The sequence below is a fragment of the Bacillus sp. 2205SS5-2 genome (assembly GCF_037024155.1).
In the GTDB taxonomy this organism is placed as follows: domain Bacteria; phylum Bacillota; class Bacilli; order Bacillales; family Bacillaceae_K; genus Bacillus_CI.
Genome location: NZ_JAYKTS010000001.1, coordinates 1 through 23696 on the forward strand (window position 1 = coordinate 1; position 23696 = coordinate 23696).

20 protein-coding genes and 3 pseudogenes are annotated in these 23696 nt (G+C 37.1%); 16 read left to right on the forward strand and 7 right to left on the reverse strand.

The window, feature by feature from the left end; genetic code table 11:
• The first annotated feature begins 176 nt into the window (after positions 1-176).
• On the forward strand, positions 177-731 hold the full coding sequence (locus U8D43_RS00005; protein ID WP_335868883.1) for a hypothetical protein: 555 nt from the start codon (positions 177-179) through the stop codon (positions 729-731).
• 299 nt (positions 732-1030) lie between these two features.
• A pseudogene (locus tag U8D43_RS00010) lies at positions 1031-1398 on the forward strand (GNAT family N-acetyltransferase); the annotation flags it as partial.
• 23 nt (positions 1399-1421) lie between these two features.
• Here U8D43_RS00010 and U8D43_RS00015 read toward each other — a convergent pair.
• Positions 1422-1814: pseudogene (locus tag U8D43_RS00015) on the reverse strand (IS630 family transposase); the annotation flags it as partial.
• A 117-nt stretch (positions 1815-1931) separates the two neighbouring features.
• On the opposite strand from U8D43_RS00015, the gene U8D43_RS00020 reads away from it, so the two are divergent.
• Both U8D43_RS00020 and U8D43_RS00025 read left to right on the forward strand, forming a co-directional pair.
• The gene (locus U8D43_RS00020; RefSeq protein WP_335868884.1) at positions 1932-2087 is read left to right on the forward strand and encodes a hypothetical protein; all 156 of its coding nucleotides are present in this window, start codon (positions 1932-1934) and stop codon (positions 2085-2087) included.
• Positions 2088-2804: 717 nt separating this feature from the next.
• Complete coding sequence (locus tag U8D43_RS00025; protein WP_335868885.1) at positions 2805-3227, forward strand: DUF3992 domain-containing protein; 423 nt, start codon at positions 2805-2807, stop codon at positions 3225-3227.
• A gap of 425 nt (positions 3228-3652) precedes the next feature.
• Here the strand turns inward: U8D43_RS00025 and U8D43_RS00030 are convergent, their stop codons facing one another.
• From U8D43_RS00030 to U8D43_RS00040, 3 genes are all read right to left on the reverse strand, one after another.
• On the reverse strand, positions 3653-3997 hold the full coding sequence (locus U8D43_RS00030) for an S-Ena type endospore appendage (RefSeq protein ID WP_335868886.1): 345 nt from the start codon (positions 3995-3997) through the stop codon (positions 3653-3655).
• 781 nt (positions 3998-4778) lie between these two features.
• Positions 4779-6320, reverse strand: coding sequence for a gluconokinase (locus U8D43_RS00035; RefSeq protein ID WP_335868887.1), 1542 nt, complete (start codon positions 6318-6320; stop codon positions 4779-4781).
• 471 nt (positions 6321-6791) lie between these two features.
• Positions 6792-7385 carry a cell wall hydrolase gene (locus U8D43_RS00040; protein WP_335868888.1) on the reverse strand — a complete coding sequence of 198 codons (594 nt, stop codon included), beginning with the start codon at positions 7383-7385 and terminating at the stop codon, positions 6792-6794.
• 342 nt (positions 7386-7727) lie between these two features.
• Between U8D43_RS00040 and U8D43_RS00045 the strand changes: the two genes are divergently transcribed.
• The gene (locus tag U8D43_RS00045; protein ID WP_335868889.1) at positions 7728-8057 is read left to right on the forward strand and encodes a nucleoside triphosphate pyrophosphohydrolase; all 330 of its coding nucleotides are present in this window, start codon (positions 7728-7730) and stop codon (positions 8055-8057) included.
• A 1213-nt stretch (positions 8058-9270) separates the two neighbouring features.
• Positions 9271-9900 (forward strand): hypothetical protein, encoded by a 630-nt coding sequence (locus U8D43_RS00050; protein WP_335868890.1) that lies wholly within the window; start codon positions 9271-9273, stop codon positions 9898-9900.
• 200 nt (positions 9901-10100) lie between these two features.
• On the opposite strand, the gene U8D43_RS00055 is transcribed toward U8D43_RS00050, so the two are convergent.
• Positions 10101-10388 (reverse strand): hypothetical protein, encoded by a 288-nt coding sequence (locus U8D43_RS00055; protein WP_335868891.1) that lies wholly within the window; start codon positions 10386-10388, stop codon positions 10101-10103.
• Between the two features lie 194 nt (positions 10389-10582).
• Here U8D43_RS00055 and U8D43_RS00060 point away from each other — a divergent pair, with 194 nt between their 5' ends.
• The 6 genes and pseudogenes from U8D43_RS00060 to U8D43_RS00085 all read left to right on the forward strand — a co-directional run bounded on the left by U8D43_RS00060 (position 10583) and on the right by U8D43_RS00085 (position 15220).
• Positions 10583-11023: an Hsp20/alpha crystallin family protein gene (locus U8D43_RS00060; protein WP_335868892.1), complete on the forward strand. Its 441-nt coding sequence runs from the start codon at positions 10583-10585 to the stop codon at positions 11021-11023.
• Positions 11024-11088: 65 nt separating this feature from the next.
• A complete protein-coding gene (locus U8D43_RS00065) occupies positions 11089-11283 on the forward strand; it encodes a hypothetical protein (RefSeq protein ID WP_335868893.1) in 195 nt (64 codons plus the stop codon).
• 162 nt (positions 11284-11445) lie between these two features.
• A complete protein-coding gene (locus U8D43_RS00070; protein ID WP_335868894.1) occupies positions 11446-11655 on the forward strand; it encodes a DUF1540 domain-containing protein in 210 nt (69 codons plus the stop codon).
• A gap of 407 nt (positions 11656-12062) precedes the next feature.
• Positions 12063-13157 (forward strand): M24 family metallopeptidase, encoded by a 1095-nt coding sequence (locus tag U8D43_RS00075; protein WP_335868896.1) that lies wholly within the window; start codon positions 12063-12065, stop codon positions 13155-13157.
• Positions 13158-14244: 1087 nt separating this feature from the next.
• A pseudogene (locus U8D43_RS00080) lies at positions 14245-14514 on the forward strand (IS1595 family transposase); the annotation flags it as partial.
• Between the two features lie 52 nt (positions 14515-14566).
• A complete protein-coding gene (locus U8D43_RS00085; RefSeq protein ID WP_335868897.1) occupies positions 14567-15220 on the forward strand; it encodes a hypothetical protein in 654 nt (217 codons plus the stop codon).
• 437 nt (positions 15221-15657) lie between these two features.
• Here the strand turns inward: U8D43_RS00085 and U8D43_RS00090 are convergent, their stop codons facing one another.
• Complete coding sequence (locus tag U8D43_RS00090) at positions 15658-16743, reverse strand: CotH kinase family protein (RefSeq protein WP_335868898.1); 1086 nt, start codon at positions 16741-16743, stop codon at positions 15658-15660.
• A gap of 196 nt (positions 16744-16939) precedes the next feature.
• Between U8D43_RS00090 and U8D43_RS00095 the strand changes: the two genes are divergently transcribed.
• Positions 16940-17554: a CotG/ExsB N-terminal domain-containing protein gene (locus U8D43_RS00095; protein WP_335868899.1), complete on the forward strand. Its 615-nt coding sequence runs from the start codon at positions 16940-16942 to the stop codon at positions 17552-17554.
• 45 nt (positions 17555-17599) lie between these two features.
• Here U8D43_RS00095 and U8D43_RS00100 read toward each other — a convergent pair whose 3' ends face one another.
• The gene (locus U8D43_RS00100) at positions 17600-17863 is read right to left on the reverse strand and encodes a hypothetical protein (protein WP_335868900.1); all 264 of its coding nucleotides are present in this window, start codon (positions 17861-17863) and stop codon (positions 17600-17602) included.
• A gap of 756 nt (positions 17864-18619) precedes the next feature.
• On the opposite strand from U8D43_RS00100, the gene U8D43_RS00105 reads away from it, so the two are divergent.
• The 3 genes from U8D43_RS00105 to U8D43_RS00115 all read left to right on the forward strand — a co-directional run bounded on the left by U8D43_RS00105 (position 18620) and on the right by U8D43_RS00115 (position 23676).
• Positions 18620-19366 carry a polyphosphate kinase 2 family protein gene (locus tag U8D43_RS00105; protein ID WP_335868902.1) on the forward strand — a complete coding sequence of 249 codons (747 nt, stop codon included), beginning with the start codon at positions 18620-18622 and terminating at the stop codon, positions 19364-19366.
• A 553-nt stretch (positions 19367-19919) separates the two neighbouring features.
• Positions 19920-21428 (forward strand): tetratricopeptide repeat protein, encoded by a 1509-nt coding sequence (locus U8D43_RS00110; protein ID WP_335868903.1) that lies wholly within the window; start codon positions 19920-19922, stop codon positions 21426-21428.
• A 73-nt stretch (positions 21429-21501) separates the two neighbouring features.
• Positions 21502-23676, forward strand: coding sequence for a DNA topoisomerase III (locus tag U8D43_RS00115; RefSeq protein ID WP_335868904.1), 2175 nt, complete (start codon positions 21502-21504; stop codon positions 23674-23676).
• Positions 23677-23696: the final 20 nt, after the last annotated feature.

A 23696-nucleotide genomic window follows, 5' to 3' on the forward strand; every position in this document is an offset into this window, starting at 1 on the left:
AGCTATCATTTATCTCATTTACAAGACTTCTTTTAATAAATGATCTCCCAATTGATTGGTTATCCGAAATGAGTGTAGTTTTAAAAAACGCCCGGATTTTCTACGGGATTAGTTTGCCTGAAAATGGATAATCAACACGCCTGACCAAAAAGGACACTTTTCTTGTAGAATGATGTTTGCTGACAAACAAACTACAGAAGAGGTGTCCTCATGAAGAAGAATACCACATTTCACAATTTGTTCCAAAAATGGTTTCAGATAAAGAAGTAGCCATCATTCAAGATACCATTGGCTATAAGGATACAGCTCGTAAGCTCGATGTATTAACGCTGATTCATTATTTTCTTTGTGCTTCCATGAATGAGCTTAAAAGTTATCGAGACTGTGCGGATGTAGGCGATAAATATGGGCTGCCTAAAGTTAACCACTCTACGCTTTCAAACAAGGCTGTCCATATGGACTACAAGAATATGAAGAAGTTATTCCAGTTAATCGTGTCTAAATGTAATAGAATGACACGTCGAGCGTTAAAGATACCAAAGGATCTTCTTTTAATAGACTCCACCACGATGACAGTGGGAAAGTTGCGCCATCCTTGGGCCCTTTATCATGGAGAGCGTGCAGGAATCAAATTGCATGTCAGTTATACTCCACTTACGGAAATGCCCCTTCATGTCGTTGAAACGACTGGACTTGTACATGATGGCTTGATGACAGGGTTCTTGCTGTAGACCGCAAAGTAAAGTAGCCATGATGTTGGTTTGAAAGAAAGTTGTACCGTTTATAAAAAAGATGTATCGTTTTGAAGAAAGGCGTACCGTTAATAAAAAAGTTACACCGTTTTACCCCTTCGGACATGGTTGTCTAAAGGGGATTTTTTATAGGGAAAAGAAAAAGAAGATCCTGAATTGAAAACTAGCTTAAGAAGAGACAATAAGTTGTTCCGTTAAAGGGGATAGTTTAACAAGAAAAGCGTTTTTTTGTAGTTCGATCGAAACTGTGCAGGATGATTCAATGATGGGAGGGAATTGTGACGAGGGTTAATCCAAAAGAATTTTCTATTAATGATTTACGTTATATTGTAAGGTCTGCAATAGAAGAGGATGCAAAAAAATTTCTGAAATAAGACTACAGATTGATGGCGAAACAGAAAATTTAGATAGAGAAAAGGGCGAGGCATACATAGATAAATCAGGTTTTAAACAACTAATAAAAGATGATACAGAAAGTACTAGTAATTTATTTTTAGTTGTTGAAGTTAATGAGAGGATTGTAGGTTTTTCCAGATGTGAAGGGAACAAATTGAAAAGGTTTTCTCATAAAGTAGAGTTTGGCGTCTGTGTCTTAACAGAATATTGGGGATATGGAATAGGAAAAAACCTTTTAAAAGAATCTATATATTCGGTAAAAAATATTTAGAATTACATGCACAGCCGATTCATAGTGACTTCTGGCGTTTTATTGATGTGACGAACAAAACCTTGAACAGCTTTACGTATTTTTTGAACAGAATCAAAGAATACATTGTTGATGACAGATGATTTTAACCAACACCAAAGTTCTTCAATCATATTAAGGTTTGGACTGTAAGGAGGAAGGTAGACCAAAGTAAGAAGGTTCTTATGTTGTTCTAAAAACGGTTGGATACGTTTTGCATGATGAATTCTCGCGTTATCTAAAATCATGACAATCTTTTCTCCATTATATTTATCGATTACTTTTTCGAGAAAGGACAGGAATTCCTTGGCCGTATAGCGCTCTTCCTGGATACATAATACCTCTCCTGTCTCGTAATCCAACGTACCAATTAACTTTGTTATTATAGCCTAGTTAAATAAAACGTCTAAATCTCCGCTAACCCTAAGAGCAAACAAGAATCAGATCTTCCATTCGGAACACCAGGAAGATTTGAAGGGAAAGTGGATGTACTGTTGATAGTTTTTGATGAAGAAAAAAGTTCTTTTAAAAAATACCATGGAATTGAGGGAGGAATACTACACGCATTTTTTCTAGAAGACATATACCTCTTTGCAGCTGCCAATTTGCTTTTTATTGAGGATGCATTGGAAATCAAAAAATATTCATGAGATCTCAAGGTGTAAAAGCAAATATGATTAGTTGTGGAATTGAAATAAAATCGTACCGTTTTGAAAAGTCGTACCGTTTATAAAAAAAGTGAGCTGTTTTGAAAAAAGTTTAACCGTTTTGAAGGTGAACATTTAAGCAAACTTTGCTGTATGAAGAGATAGGAAAACTTTTGATCAAACTTTTTTATAAAAATTGTACACTAATTCACAATGAAAGAAGCCATTTTGATCAATCTTTTTTCAAATTGGCTTCTTTTTGTTAGCGATATTATTAAGGAATGTCAGTTGTTTTGATCAAACTTTATTCCAAACCAACAGTTTATCTTACATTTATTGTAATTCTTATGACGGACTAGAGCAGTAACCCTGTGATCGAGCCTTTTAATGAAACTTTATCAAATCGCCAAGTGTTTTAGGTTTCTATCTTATTTTAATTAATATTCATTCAGGATAGTATTATATTGGATATAGTTCAATATTGGATAAAATACAAAGAGTCTGGGACTATAGTATTCAATTCTGAGGAAGATCTAAACAATCATGCAACTATTTGATAGGGTTATATGCGTTCGGATGCTTTTTTTCTTTGGTGGAGAATGCGTCTAGTATGTGGCGCAGTTCCAACAGTACTCTGCCACTATTTTGCTAGAGTATGGGCAAAGTGGAGAACCCCAGGGTGTACAAATTCATAAAATATGAAAAAGGGGGTTTTTCAATATGGGCTTAAAATGCGTCTGTTCTCCTGATGAGAATGGTGGAACCACAGTCAGGCCGATTTTATCAGATTCATTTTGCGGTATTTTTGACTTAGACTGTAATAACCAATTGGACGACGATCGATTTGTATGGAGATCCCGTCAGATGGGGACGACTTTTCCAGTAGCAGGTACAGTAACCATTAAATATGAAGGGGGCTGTGCAAATATATTAACAGTAAATTTGCGATTAAACGGGGATGCAGGAGCGATAGTCGGCACGTTGACCATACCAGAACAGCCAGGGAATAATCTCAATAGTCAATCTATCACAGTACAGAGATTTGATACTTTGGAAATCATCTGTGCAGGGGGCGGTGGGAATACATGCGAAGGCGAGTATTGTCTGAACATCCACTATCCTTCACCATTTGATCTTACTTAGTATTCTCTTAAACTAGTTCAATACATTGATGCAGGAAGAGCAAGATTCTCCTCTTTTCGTATCAATAACTGTGAGAGTCCAATCAAAGATGTAGCAACAATCATCTAGATTTCAGGCTGTTTTTGCAAAGTCTGTGGAATTTCGAATCAGTTGATCATCTATGATATAGCTTTATATCGGGCATCATTTATGAAATGCGGAAGTGGCTGCCCTGCAGCGTCAGGCAAATGAAGAACTCGGAGGTGATGCCTGCATCGCTGGAGGGTTATTCATTTGACCCCGAGCCGCAAGCCACTACATTAGAGATGCTTAAAAAGGCCTTTTTTCATACAAAGAGACATATTTAAAAAAGAAAAGACCGGAGAGGATACAATTGATTCCACTCCGGTCTTTTCTTTTTCATCTCAATACTTAAGTTAGAAGGACTATGCTAATACACGTTTATAAAGAGTGATACAGAATTTCCCACTGCCTCCTGCTGGAACATCAATGGTAAAATCAGTTGGGTTTAGAACAGTTTGCGCCATAGAAAACCCTGGAGGTACGGGCCCAATGGCAACAGCCCCTGGATTTACAGTTCCTGTTGCATCTCCAGGACTGGTTGCAGAGTTAAAAATTTCAAACGTCCCTTCGAAATAATCCCCTAAAGGCGCTTGCCATACAATTTGTGTTTGGCCAGCTTCACCGCCATAAAAGTTCCCGCAAAGCTGCTCCTGGAAAATCTGACCTGGTGGACAGCATGCATCATTAAAACCTTTTGAACCACACATAAAAATCTCTCCTCTTTCATTTAAGTAGCTTGGATAAGCCCTTAATACTAGTAAATGGAGAGCCTTCTATTTTTGACACATATAAATGCGGAAAAAATAGAAATTAATGAAATCATCTAGTTATTTCTTTTAGATGGAAGTGTTCAAGCCGGTGCAGATGAGCCTCTTTCATTCTTTCATGATGACTTACCAGTAATTTAGGGAGAGACTTTAACGAAAACTTCTTATTCTTCTAAATAAACTCTTTTTATACGAAAATGGGTTTTGATGCAGATTTTGACACCAAAAAGCACCCTATCTAAAATGACTACTGAATTTTTTTGGAAAAGTAGACAGAATTCTTTTTTGTAGGTCTATTGTATTTCACCAGCACTTTCATAATTTGTATATTGAAATTGAACATAGTCATAACAATACATAATTCCGCTAGATGCACCGGCACGGAACCAGTTTTTGGATTTTTAAAGACGGATTCGCGTATCAACCGAATGTCCGTAAGTTGCAGAGCCAAGGTTGACAATGAATTATTATTCGCTTTCATGGCGATGAACTTGAAAATGGTACACTGCCATGATCAATAAAAAAACCATAGAAAGTCGGGCATCCCAACAGAAAAAGGGTCCAATCAGAAAAAATTTCTGATTGGACCTCTCTTTTAATTACTTCTGGCTAGTATTATCACAGCCTTTTTTAATTCGATAAGATAAATAGAAAGTTTTAGAGGTTAGGCAAGCTGAAACTCTATGCGCACACTTTCTACTGATAGTCTGTTTGAAAAAAATTAACTACTAACCCTTTCCGATTGCAAATCGGCTAATCTTTGAAATTGAGGTTTCAGCACAGCGTACAGGTCTTTATAAATCGGATACAGATCCTGATACACTTTATGATTTCGATCATTTGGTAAAAAAGATTGATCCATCGGAATGGAACGTTTAATTTGATAAAAAGAGTTCACTTCATTTAAAGCATATAGAGCTGTCCAGCAAGCACCCCAAGCAGAACTTTGATGACTCCTTGGTACTTTTACTTCTTTGCCGAAAATGTCAGCTAGAATTTGCAACCAAAGGGGAGAACGAGCAAATCCACCAGAGGCTAATAGCGTTTGAGACGGACCTCCTAAACGCTCTAATGTTTCGGAAATGGTATAGATATTGTAGATGACTCCTTCTAATCCCGCCCGAATTAAATGTGGTTTTTGGTGTGATTCTGTCAATCCGATATAGCTTCCTCTAGCAAACGCATCCCAATGGGGAGCGCGTTCTCCGTTCAAATATGGAAGAAACAACAAGTCATTTGAGCCTGGCTTTGCTTTGGCCGCTAGTTCAGATAATAGTTCGTACACATCTTTTTCTTGTCTTAGTGCGAGATCGGTTTCTTTTTCTCCTAGGACTGTTTTTAACCAACGGAAAACAATGCCACCGTTATTTGTAGGACCACCCATCACCCACAGGTCTTGGCTAAAGGCATAGCAAAAAATATCTTGATTGGAATCGGTTTGGGGCCTGGAAGTCATTTTACGAATCGCTCCGCTTGTACCAATCGTAATAGCGACGTCACTTTCATCAATTGCTCCGATTCCCAAATTAGCAAGCGGTCCGTCACTACCTCCAATAACAAACGGTAGGTCTAGAGGAATTCCCATTTCTAATGCAATATTTTCTTTCATACCTTGAAAGATTTCCGTAGGCGGAACGGGTTTAGATAATTGCTCCTCTGAGATTCCAGCCAGTGCAAGTGCACTAGGCTCCCACATTAGTTTATGAATATTGAACAAACCAGTAGCGGAAGCAATTGAATAATCAACCACCATTTTTCCAAACCACTTTAATAATATGTATTCTTTAATCGATATAATTTTGGCTGCTTTTTGATATGGTTCATACTTAGTTTCTTTCATCCATAATAATTTGATAAAGGGAGACATTGGATGAATGGGGGTACCTGTTTTTAAGTAAATCGAAAGTCCTTCAGTGTTTTTCATCTTATTAGCTTGTTCGACACTTCTTCCATCCGCCCAAATAATAGAAGGTGTGAGGGGCGTATGATTTGCATCTAACAGAATTAGCGAATGCATCGCGGCTGAGATTCCTACACCAATTAGTGTTCCGTTTGCGAGATTGCTTTTAGAAAGTACGATTTTTATTGCTCTTTTCGCAGCTTGCTCAATCTCATCAGGATCTTGTTCCACCCATCCAGGTTGAGGATGAGAAAGAGGGTATGGAATTTCATGTTCAGTATGAACATTTCCATTCCGATCAAAAATAATCGCTTTCGCACTCGTCGTACCGATATCAAGTCCAAGAATATAGTGTTTTTTCATAATAAATCTCCTTACTTGCATCATTTGAGAATAGTGTTCATAACTCTAAGTTCAACCACTAGTTTTGAGAATAGGCTTTTATCGTAAACATATTGCTATTTAGCCGAAATTCAGATGGAAACCTTCATTTTGGGTGATTCGCAGCAAAGATAAACGGAAAAATTCCCCGAAAAAGAGCTATATCATCGCTTAAAGACTATTCGAAAAGCAACAAACTTTGCGAAAACAACCTAATTAATAGAGATGAAAAATGACGATATTCTAGTTTTAATTAATCCTGTTTTTGTTCGATGAAAGAATTTATCTATTTTTATGTTTATTCACATTTATCTTAGCATAGGGGCTAATAGAGTAATAGTATTCTAGAAGTATGTTCGAAATTTATTTATTTGATTAATGTCCTGAGTGAGCAGAGGATTTCAACGAAGTAAAAAGGAGATGCCCCGATTGAGGCATCTCCTGAATGTAGTATTATTTAGCGAATCGATGATTCCCGATGGTTACCGTTACCTCACGAGAAAAAATCCAAGTGCTTTTAGCTGTAGAAGGGTTATAAAAATAAACAGAACCTCTACCTTGACCACGGAACGCTAAAGCTTCGTTTACAGCTTTCATGTCTTGTGCATCAGCCTGTTCGTTGATTGATCCATTTTTAACAGGTGAAAAGGCATAATAACCACCTGCAGAACGCTCATAGATAACACCCTTAACTGTATTAGGGAATTCAGCAGAATCAACTCGATTTAATAAAACCGTTGCAACAGCGACTTTACCGGCATAAGGTTCACCCTTTGCTTCTGCATGAACAAGCTTTGCCATTAACTCTTTATCAGCTTGAGAGATTGAAGAAGGAATGGTTAAGGTTTCACCAGCATATAGTAAACTTCCAGTTCGATTATTTACTTTTTGTATGCTTGTTTGAGGAACACCATATTGATTCGCAATTTTCCAAAACGACTCTCCACTCTTTACAGTATGGGAAGAAGCTGCACTGGCAGCGTTTGGTACTGATAGCAATCCGAATGTTAAGCCCGCAGTTAGAATGATTTTTTTGAAGTTTTTCATAATGTAGCCTCCTTAGTAGTCTGTGTCTCTACTAAAAATGCTACCAGTTGTAACATAGTTATTCCTTCCCAATTCTTTCCTATGAAACTATGAATCTTGTATTTGCATATGGGTCAAGGAGAAATGAAATGGGTGGGAAAGTTTTCCTGTGAATTTATTTTGGGATATTTTTGTAGGGTTGGTGAAAGCAGGAAGGTTTGTAACAGAGTGATGTTTATATTGTAATCTAGTAATGTATATAATTGACCATGAAATAAATAAAAATTTTAATTTTCAGACAAATGCACCGTTTTCTAGTATAATAATAGAAGAGTAGACAAAAAACAAAAGGAGTTTATCCAAATGCCAACATACAATAAGCTAGTACGCGATAAAATTCCACAGATTATTAAGGAATCAGGAAAATCATGCACTACTTCAGTTCTATCACATGAAGACTATGTCATAGAGCTCAAGAAAAAAAGTAGAGAAGAACTCCAAGAGTACTTAGAAACTCGAGATGAAGTAAGTGCATTAGAAGAACTGGCGGATGTACTAGAAGTATTGTATGCCCTTGCAAATATGCACGGAGCATCGATCGAAGACCTCGAAAAAATTCGACAAGCGAAAGCGGCAGATCGAGGAACGTTTGATCAGAAACTCTTTTTAATGGAGGTCAGAGAATCTGTGTAAAACGAAGGGGTCTTTCCTGAAGGGTTAGAATCAATTCAGATGAAACCCTTTTGATATCGAGGATAAACAGGTTCTAAATGTCAGACATTCAAACTAATAAGTTCATACCCCAATAAGAGGAAATGAACTGAAATAAGGTATATTGTGCTTTTCGTTTAACCAATTAATAATTCTTCAGACATTTTGTGCTTTTTTAAAACTGTAAAAATACAATATCTAATTTTTACAGCCAGTGCAACCAGCTCTTAGTAAGAGGCTCTTTTCCTATCCATTGTGGCTATTTCATCTGATTTTTGATTAAATCACCCATTTCACTGTTGATTTCCATTAAACATAGACGAATCTAGCTTGCAGTGGCTAGGGACTCGGGCATTTGTCAGCCCACTACCGCTTTTCGTGATCTAGCTTGCAGTGAGTACGAAGAATTAAATACCAAAATGCCCTTTTCGCTAAGAAGATGAAAAGGGCATTTAACTTTGTAAAATGAATTATTTTGATAAATCGTTAAATGAAGGCTGTATCAAGTAGCGATTTCCTAGCGGTCGAATGCACTACGTTAATAAACCAAATGGGCAGAGAATTTAATGTGGTTGTTTAGCATTCTTTCTTGTCTCTTTATCATGTCCTGAACCTCTTTGGATCAAATTTGACCTTCGCCTTGTTGAACTTCAAGTAACCGTCATCACATCAAGCCTTTAAAAAAAATGTCGTATAGAAGCTTTTCGATTCAACAATTCTTCGGAAAGTCGAATTGCTTCAGGATTTTGGATGGTTTTTTTGGCTTTTTTGATTCCTTTTTTTAGTTTCATTTTTTATTCTCCTTTGCTATTGTTCTTAATTATAGTGTACGAATTTACAGAATAAGTTGTAACGAACGGAAGGATGGACTTTGCTCCTTCTTAAGTCTGAAATTTACTCAGTCCGATGTTTCAAGCCAGCCCAACATCTCCATATTTCAGTGTTGTGTTTCATGAAAAATAGGTTATTAAGAAACGCACTAATTCCACTATCCTGTCGTTAAAAGAACCAAAACATACAAGAGACCTCGTTTTACCTTATTTTCAGTTATGAATGTAAAGAGACTCGGAGATAATTGTTAAAGTAGTAATAATATAGTCTTTTTATCTCAACTTCATACGTTTAAGGGTGTAAATTACGAAAGATCGTATTGCAGAGTTTGAGGAAGTGAAAAATCTTTTGATGGAGGTAAGTGATGAAAGGGATAAACACAGAAGTAATGGCTACGACCTTGGTCTTGTTTTTTACAATTGGACTGTTATTTTATGTATTTTCATATAGGTTGAAATCTGATGGGAATGTTGAAAAGGAACTAATGCAGCTGGCAACGGAATATACTAAAGACGAATTTCATAGTGAAATAAAAATGAATGAAATAATGCATGATTATATGGGCAACTTTCCTGACTTTGAGTACGCGGTAAAAGCTCATGATGAAGAGGACGGTATCGATTTTTTGATTTATGAGAATAAGAAGAATGAAAAAATAGAAGATACTTATATTGCGAACAAATTCGCGCAGCAATTAAAAGCCACTATTATACCGTTTCTTGAAGAAAAGTTGGGAACCTGGGAGAGATTTTTCATATCATACGACCAAAGAATTGGTTCAACGTTTGAAATCAACGTGAATGAGAAAGTAAACTACACGGAGTTTGCGGCAAAGCCATCAATTTTACTCTTTGTTCCACGAGACGCACAAAAGGGGGATGAAAATATAATGTATGAGATTATTGAATTTTTAAAGAATGGAGCCGGTCTTCATCACGGGCAACTAACCATTGAATTTGGAAAGAATGGTACAGTAAGGAGCAGACAATTTTAGTAAGGATTTTCATTAAACTGATTACGGACCGATCAAAAATTTTCGTTCCGGTAGACATCGGTCACCCGCTCAACCAATATCAAAAAGAACCCTCCGATTGTAGCCAAACTTCACTAGCTACTAAGAAAATAAAATGGGCTTTTTCAAGAAGCCTGATCCATTTTACTCTAATTGTGATTAGATTGATATTTATTCACTTGTTAAGCACATGAAAAAAAGTACCGAACTCGATACTCTTTCTCCTCAGTTGATAATAATTTTGCAATTAAGTAGTCAAAGATTAAAGGCAACCGTATTTTCCAACCGTTTTTCTGTTGATTTCCACCTACAATAATTTCACACATCGTATGGTTTACTTTTTCCTTTAAAATTGAATAAACCCTTTGGCTACTTTGGAGATACATTTCAGATAAAAAAGTGGATGTAGCTTCATGGGTACCAACATCTAAGTGAAATTTTTGAACGAGTGATAAATCGGACTGTTTCATCATAATTCTTTGGCAGCAAAATGACAATATCGCGATCTCGGTTTAGCGCATCAATATGAAGTGTAAGTTTCTGAAGCATTTTATACCACCTCTTGTCCTCAATGGTAACTCAAATTTTTTAAACATGTCGATTCTATCCATTTCCCCTCACCTTGCATAAACTAGAGAAAAGACTGGAACGAGGAGGGACCATGATGGGACCATTTGGAGGATTTAACCCTTTTCAACTGATGAAAGGCATGAATCCACTTAATTTACAATCACAAATGAAGGATATGATGGGTAAAAATATGCCCTTCGATCCAGAAGCAATGTTCGGCAATATGATGAATCCACCACAAAGTGAGCCATTAGAAGAAGCGAAACCCTATAATGTATTTGAAACGCATGATGATGTCTATATCCGCATTCCGATTAATGCAGACGAAATTAATCCTAAAAGCATCAAAGTGTTTTACACTTCAAATAAAGCGACTATAAAAAATTACCCAGAAGAAAATGAACAAGAAATCATCACTCTGCCATGTACGGTGAAACGAACCGGCGGAAAAGCCGCCTATCGCGATGGTATTTTAGAAGTGAGAATGGTCAAAGATTGGGATCATCACTATACAGAAATTGATATTCGGCTGTGAAACGAAACTTTTTATGTCTTCAATCGTTAAATAGGTAGGAAACTAAAATTAAGGGAGTGGTAAATATGTTGTGGTTGATTTTATTTCTGCCATTTGGATTACTATTGTTGTATGCTACTTGGCATGATTTTCGTCAAAAGAAATATAGCGAACAACGAACAGATACTACTAATGAGGACTACTCTTATTCGCAAAGCATGAGCCATTCTGAGCATAATCGTCACGGAGGAGGAGGTTTTGGGAGTGGTGGTGAATCCTAGATTTGGCAAAGAATAAGCTGCGGCTTATTTTTTTTATCCATTTTTCACTTTGGTACCATATCATTAAAACCTAAAAATGAATAATTATTTATGAATAGGTATATGCTTTGGCTTGTTTAGTAACACTATTGAGGTAGCCTGATAGATAGGAGAGATTCTCAAATGGCGAAAGTTGAAGTGAAATGTTCCATCTCAAATTGCACGTTTTGGGGGAGCGGAAATCAATGCAATGCAGAAACGATTCAAGTCGATTTAGACGCTCATGCAAATTTTTCATACGAAATGGCCGTCGAACTTGGTGAGTTTTCACATCAAGATAACGCCGGCACCTCAGCAGAAACCTGCTGTAAAACATTTAATCCGCAAAAATAAACACTCATATTCATGAGTGTTTTTGTATTTTAGTGGATTTCAAACCTACTTTTCGAAGGTGAGAATTGAGATTGTATTCTCTCCAGTATAGCCTGATAAAAGGTAGATATTTATGCATCTTCCGTTTATATTTGAAAGAAATCAATACTAAAGAAAGACTCTATCGATAACAATAATGAATACCAACAATGTAAACGAAAAGAACCTTTCTTATTCAATAAACTTAAAAGAGAAGAGCGATAAAAGTGAATCCAATTATAAAACCGTGTGTAGTGGTTAGAATTATTTTAAGCTGAACAAAATAGATCTTTTTTCAGATCACAATGAAATCTATCCCCAAGTGGTAATCATTTGAAATACTCTCCATTTCCTTTATACTGAAGCTAATCTAAAAAAGGAGTGACAGTATGAATAAATTACAAAACCTACAGAACTATTTAAAAGAAGAACAAGTTCATGTAGCGTTCATTAATTCAAAAGAGAATGTTTTTTACATAAGCAATTTTTACACTGACCCACATGAGCGGTTAGTTGGTATTTTTGTCTTTCCAGAAGTGGAACCTTTCATGATCGTTCCTAGCATGGAAGCAGGACAAGCGAAGGATGCGGGTTGGCCTTATGAAGTGCTAGGTTATCAAGACCATGAAAACCCTTGGGATCTGGTCGACCAAGCGATAAAGAACCGGGAACTAAAAAATGTGACAAAAATAGGATTTGAAAAAGAGACTGTTACTTATGCACGTGGAGAGGCGTTTCAATCGCTGTTTTCAAACACCAATATCGTAAATGTTGAAGATAGATTAAATGATATGCGTGTGTTAAAAAGTGAGGAAGAAGTAGTCATTTTACGTCGTGCAGCTGAGCTTGCTGATTTTGGTGTCGAAGTAGGTGTAGGCGCACTGCAAGAAGGTATCACTGAAATGGAAGTACTCGCAAAAATTGAATACGAATTAAAGAAAAAAGGTGTTCGTCAAATGTCATTTTCAACGATGGTGTTGTTCGGAGAAAAGTCTGGCGAGCCACATGGTAATCCTGGTGAGCGAAAGTTGAAAAAAGGTGACTTTGTTTTATTTGATTTAGGTGTCGTTCTGGATGGGTATTGCTCCGATATAACCCGAACGGTGGCTTTTGGTGAGATCAATGAGAAGCAAAGAGAAATCTATGAGACCGTGTTAGAGGCTCAAATGGCCTCTTTGGCTATTTCAAAACCGGGAACCCGGGTGGGGGATCTCGATATCGCTGCTCGCACTGTAATAGATGAACGAGGATACGGTGACTTATTTCCTCATCGCATTGGTCATGGTTTGGGCATTAATGTGCACGAATACCCATCTATGAGTCATAACAATGATAATGTCATAGCTGAAGGTATGGTGTATACACTTGAGCCAGGTATTTATGATCCAACCATCGGCGGTGTTCGCATAGAAGATGACGTTCTTATCACGAAAGATGGATATGTAACCCTAACCAAATATCCGAAAGAATTACAAATTATTTAAAGACTAATGCAAAAAGGCTTAGAAATTCTTTCTAAGCCTTTTAGGTGTTGGATATAGGCTGCATTTGCTAAGATTATACAGACCGCTATAAAGATGGTTAGTTTTTTTAAAAATAGGCTCTGTTAAAGCCTGTTGTTGATAATTTGATTTGCGGGAACTTATGTTCTGCAATGGATTTATATATATAAGTTGGTGAAGACCGTGAGAGCAACTGAAATTCTAAAAGCTATTCAAAAAAGTGAGTATGCCGTTAGTTCAGAAAGACTCACTGTTTCAGTTGATATAAGATTCTCTTACTGACTTGCAATATCGTTGAACTTTCAATTTCAAACTAGGTTATAGATTTCCGCTCCAGGCACTCGCTTTCCGCGGGGCGGGCGGTGAGCCTCCATGGAAGGTTCCGTTCCAGTGGGTACGGCACCTGGGTCTCACCTGTCACGCTAATCCCGCAGGACATTGAAAGAGCATCTAGAATTCACATCGCACGAAGGAAATGACACGTCATTTTCGAGGAGTCGAGTGCCTTCCGCTCCAATTTTTTAAGTATACAAATTAGTAAAGGCTTATATAAGGTCCTATTTCTCGTAGATTTTCATTCGCATCAAGTCCATAGGTTGAAAGAAATAGACTATCCATCTGTCTCTTAAAGGGGGGATGTACAATCAAAGTTTTACTTCTTTCAATTCATATTCAGAAGGATCATACTTTCCTTTCTCACAAGTAACTCAAACCTATCTTACTTGAGTCTTGGTAACAGTGTCAGCAGTATCTATCAAAATAACGAATCGCTTCCTGAAGTAAATCATAGAAATAATTGAATTTGTCTTCTTTTTTGAACAAAGTTAATCCAATTGGAGTCATGTACCATTTCTGTGAATGATGGTGCGCTATCGGATTTCCATTACGATTCCAAATGTGACTTGATAAGAGTTTTTTAGCTGTGCTAACGGATTCACTACAAGTTCGATAAAATGAAAAACTTTTATTAAAGCGATTAAATAAACTTGTTCATAGTAAACTTCTTCAAGTACTAGACTAGCATTGCTTTCGTCAACAATCTGGACATCTTTTTGGACGTCCTTACAAAATTCTGAGCAAAAGGGATACTCATTTTCAAAAATTAAATTCAGCAGAGAAACATCGATTGCGTGAGTATTTAATTGATGCTCTTACTGGTTCTTCCTCCACTGGTACTGTTCTACAAGAAATCTCTGAGCGTAAGAACAAAGGAGGATACCGTTGTCCTGATTGTGAGTCAGAGCACATTGTTCGGTACGGGAAATATCCACCCATAGTTGATGGTGAGGAAGTTAAAAAACAACGTTATCGAAGTAAGACGTGTAAAATGACATTTTCCTATTAAGGAGGTTCCTAATAAAATGAGGTAACTACTTAAAAAGGGGGATTATATGTATAATTTGCTTGTTGTCTTAACGATAGCTTTAATTGGAATAATACTATATTTAACGATTACAAAAAGGAAGCCGTGGAAATTCATTGTAATAATAATGGTAATAATCATAGGTGTTCTATTACTAATCGGCTTTCGCTTTACTGCATCAAGTGCTTTACCTAATGGTACTAAACAAGTAGAAAGTATAGAAACAATTTACGGGAAAGCAATATTATATGAAGATGTAAATAACCATACATTTGGCTTGGCAAAAATACATCGAAGTATTGGGTTGCTGTATCATTACTCAGGCGGCTCTTCTGACTATATACTTGAAGGGAATGAACCATTCCAAGCTGCTGGTTTTGGAAGTGATGAAGAAGATGGTTTTATGGTTGGAGTTAGAACTGGTAACCCAAATATAAAGTATATTGTGGTTGGTAACCATCTGGAAAATTCAACGCAATCAGACCCTTATAACTTCAATATGGAAACAGTAAAGAAATATCCCGATAGCTACTATGTCAAAGAGATAGTTGATTATCACGCCTTCTTCGTACTAGATGAATATTCTGAGGCAACATGGACAATAAGAGCGCTAGATAAAGATGGTAAGCTAATTGCAGATAAATTATTTGGAACAGGTGAAGCAAGATATATTGAATGGTAAGCATCTAAACTTCTTTTTCTAAAAGTGTAGTGCGAGCTAAAAGCGACAATAATTTAAAACGAAACTTCCAATTATGTGGAAATTTCGCTTTTCTACTTTTATCAACATTAAACTTTAACAGAGCCTAAAAATAAGAGCCTCTCAACTTAATGAAGGATTACAATGTCACTTCTGTCCAATATCAACAATGAATATCAATAAAGCAATACTAATTGAGTTGATATCAGATCTTAGCTAACATATTTGTGGTGGGTTCTTAACCGAGCCACCGTTTTAATCAATTTCATCATACCTATATAACGCCATTAGGAGACAATATATAGTTGAATTTCATCGTCTTCAACTATTTGCTGTCACGATATGGCTAGTTAATGTAATGATGAAATCGACTCCTTCACAATATTTTTAGAAAATCCCCGCTCAAGCATTCTACCAAATCATAATCTCTGCATTTGTTCCAATAAATAGGCTCTACGTTTTTGGATGAATTTTGAGATGTAAGTAGGTTCCTTATCCAAAAGTTCCAGACTTGATTTCACATAAGGGTCTTTTTCAAGATAAGGTCTAATTTGCGCATGAGTGTCTTGAATGATCGGTTCCATATAATCGGTTGTAAAGATATTATTGAGAATGGAGGACATAATTTCCCTATACATTTTTCGATAAGTAGGTACAGCTAGTAGGCGACCTGTTAACGTATTAAACCCTTCAATCCTGACATATTCATGATGCATTATTTTTCCATTCACATCTCGACCCCAAGTGGCATCATAATCCCAGGGAATAATGTGGAATAACCTTGTTTTACGGTTGTAGTACAAGGCGTAGTTATGAACAAAACCGTCAAAATTCTGTAGACAGACGATTCCAGCTAGCCAAGTTAAATAGTCTTGAACATGTAGAGATTGTGAAATCATCTGTTCAAATTCAGCCGGTTTAGTGGAGTTGATTTTATATATAAAATCCTCTAGGGCAACAGCATCCTCCTTAGTACCTATCTTTTGTTCGTAACCAAGCAGAAGGTTTTTCTTAACATCTCCATCGATTTCACTCATTAACGAGAAGTTTGCATCATCATCCACTGCGTAATAAATCGCTCCTTCATCTAAACCTCTTTTATTGAGAAATTGTTCATCTACAGATTCTAATTCCAAGTAAACACCCTCATATTTCGTGTTGATATAAAGAGTGATAAAACGAGTAGCAGGAGACAGGATGCCAAGCTTCTCAAAAAAGTCGAGGGAGAGTTTATTTCTCATCATTGAAGGGTCTTTAAATTCGGCGTTAAGATGTAGTTCTCTAGTACCTTGTACGATTTTTGGTCTACGATATTGGAGATTATACGATTTTTTTTCTAACTCTCGAATATGAGATCCGCGATACACAAAATCAACGTGAACGTTTTTTTTGTTTTTTTTCAATATAGCTGGAACGGGTTCTTCACACCAAATATCTGACCGAAGCTCCTTTAAGTCTGCTGGATGTATCAAGAGGTGATGAGATGTCAAACGATGATCAATCATGGATAACCTCCTATTATAACGACCTTTCTCTTATTTTTATGAAAGAAACGAAAAATTGCCACCTAAACAGGCAGAAATATCCTGAAATATCAGCGTTTGTCACAATCAAAATAGGACATCTCAACGTAAACTATCTCAAGGATAGGCTACAGTTAAAGTAGTTGACTCCGATAACACTGAAAATGGAGGTGTTACGATGAGTAAATATCGTGAAGATGATATTCGTGAAGCAGTTGATGAAATGAAAGAAGGCGGATTTCACTCTTTCTTATATGGTGAACCTCGAGGGAATCGTCGGTCTGAACGCCGTAGTCGGAAATCCGGTCAATCCAAAAGATCTCGAAGTGGTGTGTCTAGAACAGAAAGATCCAAAAAGTCTCGACGTGGTTTTTTCGGTTCTGACAGATCCAAACGGTCATGGAGTGATATTTTAGGGTTTGGTGGTCGAAAGAGAACGAGTGGTGGAGGATTAGGGACCGGACGATCGAAGCGTTCAAAAAGCGGACTACTGGGAACCGGACGTTCAAAACGTTCAAGGAGCGGACTACTGGGAACCGGACGTTCAAAGCGTTCAAGAAGCAGAGGATTTGAAACAGGTCGCTCTCGAAGCTCCGGTCGATCCCATCGATCTGATTTTAGAAGTTGGAAACGAACAAGTGGGAAGCGCAGAAGTTGTGGTTGTGGAAAAAAACGAAGCATTGGCCGTATTTCTCCATCCATGAATGCTAACCGAAAGCGTCCCGTTAGAAAAGACAATGCAAAACGGTATTGGGATGATGGAAACATGTGGAAATACCGAACGAAAATATAATAAAAAAGTGTAGAGGTTTTCTCTACACTTTTACATAAGAAAGAACTAGTTTTGCCATTTTAGCTCACCAGATTGGATGGAGTAATCAATTTCGATCTCAAAATCATGTTTCTCATAAAAGTGAATAAGTCGTTCGACATGGTCCCAATCTCGTTTGGCAATATCGCCTTTAATATCGGTAATGTGAATGGTTTCATCATTCTCAAATTGAGCTTGAATTGAAAAATTCCACTTGCCGGAAAAAGAGGATTCACAGTCTGTCAGCATGATTTTACAACTGTGGTCATCTTGATATGCGTAGACAATCACCTATTTTTCCTGTTTTGTTTGTTCAATCCCAATTATTTCCCATTTTGGTTTTTTCGCGATTTCCTTAACGTTCTCTTGCATCCGAAACAGTTGATATTCTAGCGCTTCTTTTCTTTTTTTAATTGTAGAGGGTCCTTTTCATCCTCCTGTTGAAAAAAAGCACTTCCATCCATCATTTAAGTTAGCAGCCTCCGTTCTTAATTGTTATCTACTCATCTATGTTAAAAGGTTCAATATCAATGCATTCATAAAACGCAATTTAATAGTTTACTGGGTAAGAGTCATTTTTTATAATTGAATTGGCCAATTTCAACCCGTTTGTTGAAAGGTTAATTTGAAAAATTGGCATTAAGATTTTCGAGCGTTAGAATATAATTAACTACCAACTATCATCCTTTTTGTTAGAGGCTGTTTTCGTAAAATTATTTCTTTTCGAATCAGTCTTTTTATCGTGAAAGGGCTTCGTTTCTGGTCATTTTATTGTCAATTCTTGATGGGAATCAACAGCGAATTGGAGGATTTCAGCTGAATTTAGACTAAATAGCTACAATGCATCCGAAATGAGCCTTGTTATAGACAAAGTACAAAGGCATTCACATAATTGTCTTATTTTTCATTGTCACAGCATCCTTTTTTTCAAAATGAGACCTTTAATAAAGGGAATAATGTGATGAATGCAGAAATTAGTCACAACAGGTTTTGAGATGTAAATAGAAGTCTAAATAGTAAAGAAGAAAAAGCGAAGGGAGAATGAATATGCTTGAAAACGTGGATTTAAGTAAAAATATTGAAAGTAAAAAGGAATATAAAAAAGAACTGAAAAAGTATCAATTGAAATTGTTGGGACTACAACGGAAATTAGTGGATCATCAAATAGGCTGTATTTTGGTATTCGAGGGCTGGGATGCGGCTGGAAAAGGGGGAGCGATCAAACGGTTAACTGAAAGTATTGATCCGCGCGGGTTTGAGGTGCACGGAACTAGTGCTCCGACTAGAGAAGAAAAACAATTTCCTTATCTACACCGCTTCTGGACAAGAGTCCCTAGATACGGGAAAATTGGCGTTTTTGATCGCTCATGGTACGGTAGAGTCCTTGTTGAGCGCGTGGAGGACTTTGCCACGGAAGAGGAGTGGAGTTCGGCTTATGAAGAGATTAATCATTTTGAGAAATATCTAGCAAACCGGGATTATATCGTCATGAAGTTTTGGTTTCATATATCAAAAGAAGAGCAACTTGTTCGATTTGAAGAGAGACAAGAAAATCCATTCAAACGCTGGAAAATAACAGAGGAAGACTGGCGTAATCGCGAAAAATGGGATCAATATAACATTGCAGTTGAAGATATGCTCTCGAAAACGTCTACAGACGAAGCCAGGTGGCATGTGATGGAAGCGGAAGATAAACGATATGCCCGTGTTAAGTGTTTGAAATTAATTACGGAGCGAATAGAAGAAGAATGTAAAAAAAGAGGCATTTCGTTGGGAGACCAGGAGTCCATTTAATCAATGGCTGTTTTCGCAAAGTTTGTGGCTCTTTGAACCAATTTAAAAACTGTTAGATAGCTTTGCTTCGGGAGTCTTTTCGTCTATTTTGGATGAATACAAACAACAACAATGAAGGATTGAATTTAAAAACAGTTGATGTAGCAACAATTTATTCGAGAAAAGCCTACTAAACAAAGTGTTAGATAAATGAAAGCGTTATAATCTTTAGATTGTAACGTTTTTTTACATAAGGCTGTTTTCGCAAAGTTTGTGGTTTTTCGAATGAGTTGATCATCTATGATATAGCTTTATTTCGGACATCATTTCGTCTATTATTGATGGAAATCAACAGAGAAATGGAAGATTCAATCAAAAAACCAGAGTGTGCCTCCCGTATAATTATGGATACCCCTACGTCTCATCCCCTAAGTATACTAACATTTCACCGGGGCCACTAAGAAGAAAACAGAGTATTACAAATTACATGTTTTTCATCTCGCAGAAATATGTAAAAAAAATTCTCCGCTTGTCCTACATTTTCAGTAAAATAAAGGCATAGGGGGAGAATACCATGATAAAAACCATTTTTCATTTATTATTGCATCCACGAAAAACTCTGGAAGAAGAATTAGAATATGACACGAAGACAAGTATAGTGATTTTATTGAGTATGGTAACCGGGTTCATGTCTATTTTAATGACAGGAATTATTGAAGGAATTGAAAATGATGTAGGTTCTTTTTTGTTAGTTGCACTGGTTGTTTTTAGTATATTAATTGTTATTCCAGGTATTTATCTAGCAGCTGGGATAGCGCTTCTTATCAGTAAGATTTTTCGGGGAAAGGCACTATACAGTCAAATGATTACATCAATCACACTTTCATTAATGCCAATTATTCTTATGTCTGTTTTTGTGATGGTGATTTTCTATCCGATTTTTGGTAATTCTCTTTTTCAATCATCGTTTTCAAGTACTCATCCCAATTTATTTCTTACTCTTTCGGTCCTAATACAAACCTCTGAAATTTGGAGTTTCCTATTGTTTCTCATTGGTTTTTGTATTGCCAATCAATTTAAACTTCGCTATTTCTTAATTCCATATGCGGGATTGGTCGTGGTTAGCGCGATTGTTCTTAGTTGGTTCTATGGTGGAGAAGTATTACGTAAAAATCAACTTTCTCAATTAGTAGATAAAGGACATACTCAGGAAGCCATTAATTATTTGGATAAAAAGCTTGAAAAAAATAGTGAAAATGTAATCTTATTGCACGAGAAAGGATATTTACTCATCGAAGAAGGGAATCCAGAGGAAGGCTTAGAGTTAATTAATCAAGCGCTAGACCTTGCAACACACGAAGACGTTAAAGATGTTTTGTATAACAACAAAGCGTGGGCTCATAATTTACTAGGAGACTTTGAAGAGGCTCATAAAGCCATTATACATGCGATATCGATACACCCCAATGATGCAGCAGAGTATTTGCATTTAGGGAACGCGCTAGTTGGCCTCGATCGATTACCTGAAGCGATTTCTGCTTTTGAACAGACGTTAGAGCTAGACGCGACCTACAGCCATGCTTTTTATGGGCTCGGGACAGTGTATTTTTATTTAACAGAATATGAGGATGCCATCCTTCAGTTTCAACAATACTTAACATTTGTACCGAAGGATGTAGATGCGTTACTTTTTTTAGCTGATGCCTACGATCTAACCGGTCAATATGAATTAGAAATTAATGTTCTTGATCGTGTTATTGAAATGAATCCGCTTGACGAGTATCCTTTAATATACAAGGGAGATGCCTATCGCTTTATGGGTGATTATGAAAAAGCGATCGCTATTTTTGAAGAAGTGAATCTAACTTTTTCAGACCATCCCGATGCCCATTGGTCATTGGCCGATATTTATGTTATTCAAGGGGATAAGGAAAAAGCTCTAAACCATATTAAAATCATGCTAGAGCTCGATCCTTCTTATATCGACTCTATGAAAAATAACCCGAATTTTAAATCCCTGCTAACTTCACCAGAATTTCAACAAATTGAAAAAGAACTAGAGAAATCGGATTCAGTCGTATAAAGTAGAATAAGATAAAAAACAGTAGCGGAAACGTTGCTGTTTTCTTCTTCCATCTGAAAGAAAGAGGTGTCCCATGAAACTGATCATTGCTGAAAAACCCGATCAAGGAGCGACATTGGCCAAGCCGTTTCCTCATAAAAAGGGACAAGGGTTTATTGAAATCTTACCCAATCAATACTTTCCAAAAGGAGCGTATGTCACGTGGGCAGTGGGCCATCTCCTGCAATTGCAAGCACCTGAAAAATACGACGCCTCCTGGAAAAAATGGACGCTCACAAACTTACCATTAATACCTGAGCGCTTTCAATATGAAGTCACAAAATCTAAATTCAAACAATATCAGGTCGTAAAGTCGCTCTTAAGTCGTTCCCAGGTCACAGAAGTGATTCATGCAGGAGATGCCGGGCGAGAAGGGGAACTGATTGTTCGAAATATCGTGAATCAGTCACGAGTGAAAAAACCGATGAAACGACTGTGGATTAGTTCCTTAACCCCCAAGGCAATCACCGAGGGCTTTCAATCTTTAATCGATGAAAAAGAGACCCTCAGTTTGTTTCATGAAGCGTATGCACGTGCATGTGCTGATTGGGTTGTTGGAATGAATGCATCAAGAGTGTATACATTATTATTGAAAAATAAAGGCATGTCAGATGTGTTTTCAGCTGGTCGCGTGCAAACGCCGACTCTGGCTCTTATTGTGAAACGAGAAAAAGAGATTGAACAATTCAAAAGTGAACCGTTTTGGGAAGTATTGGCAACATTCAATATGGACGGTAAAGCCTATGAAGGCAAATGGCAAAAAGAAGATGATTCTCGTTTAAAAGAGAAGGAAATGGCCGATAAAATCGCCGCTTTTTGCAAGGGAAAACAGGCAGAAGTTGCTAAGGTTGAGAAAGAGCGGAAAGAATACCTGCCGCCTCTTCTTTTTAATTTATCTGCCCTGCAAGCAACGGCGAATAAAGCGTATAAATTTTCACCAAAGAAAACGCTAGACATTACCCAAAAACTTTATCAAAAAGGAATTGTGTCCTATCCACGGTCGGACTCTACCCATGTAACACCTGGAGAAGCGGAAATGTTTCCTGAAATTTTAAACAAAATCGCTCAATTTTCAGCATATAAAGAGTTGTTTCCATTACCAAATGAGTCAATTTTACATAATAAACGTTATGTTAATGAAAAAAAGGTCACTGATCATTACGCCATTATTCCAACTGAGCAAGTAAAGGATCCAAGTAAGCTGTCTCCAGATGAAGAAAAAATCTATGATTTACTGGTGCGGCGTTTAATTGCGGCACACTATGAAGCGTCTATTTTTGATTATTCCACCATTACAACGCTTGTTGAAGGACGCGCTGAATTCATTTCAAAAGGAAAGCAGCAAATTAAAGAGGGTTGGCGGAAGGTGATTTTCCAGCAAGGGGGCGAGAAGGACGTAATTTTGCCGCTTGTGGAAAAAGGCGATTCAGGTAAGGTTTCAGACGTGAAGGTGAAAGAAAGCAAAACGCAACCGCCGAAACGATATACAGAAGGACAACTGATTACGTTAATGAAAACGGCAGGTAAGCACTTGGAAAATGATGAACTTGAAAAAGTATTAAAAAAAACAGAAGGGCTTGGAACCGAAGCGACAAGGGCAGGCATCATAACGATGCTACAAGACCGGAAGTATATCTCCATTAAGAAAAATCAAGTGTTCGCCACGGATAAAGCCAAGGTGCTGATTGAGGCGGTAGGAGACAAAATTTTAGCTTCTGCCGAAATGACTGCGAAATGGGAACAACGACTTCATGAAATTGGTGACGGGAAGGCATCGGCTTTAACGTTTATGGAACAAGTGAAAAAATTATCTGCCAAAATCATTGCCGATGCGGTGGAAGACAGCAACTCTTGGACCTTTGCTGGGATCGATACAGAATCCGTTCAAGGAACGAAAAACAAGTACTCAGTCGGTAAATCGGTCGGTGTTTGTCCATTATGTGGTGGCAAAGTATTAGATAAATCTACCTTCTACGGTTGTAGTGAATATAAAACGAAGAATTGCAAATTTAGCTTTTCTAAAAAAATATTAGGTAAGACGATCTCTCAAACCAATGCGAAAAAATTACTTTCAAAGGGCAAAACAGACACCATCAAAGGTTTCAAAAAGGGAGAGAATGTATTTGATGCTAGGCTTGTTTGGAATGCAGGAGAAAAGAAAACACAATTTGACTTTTCTGGTTCTGAGCAGTCAACAACACCAAAATAGATCGGAGGGGTCATCATCGA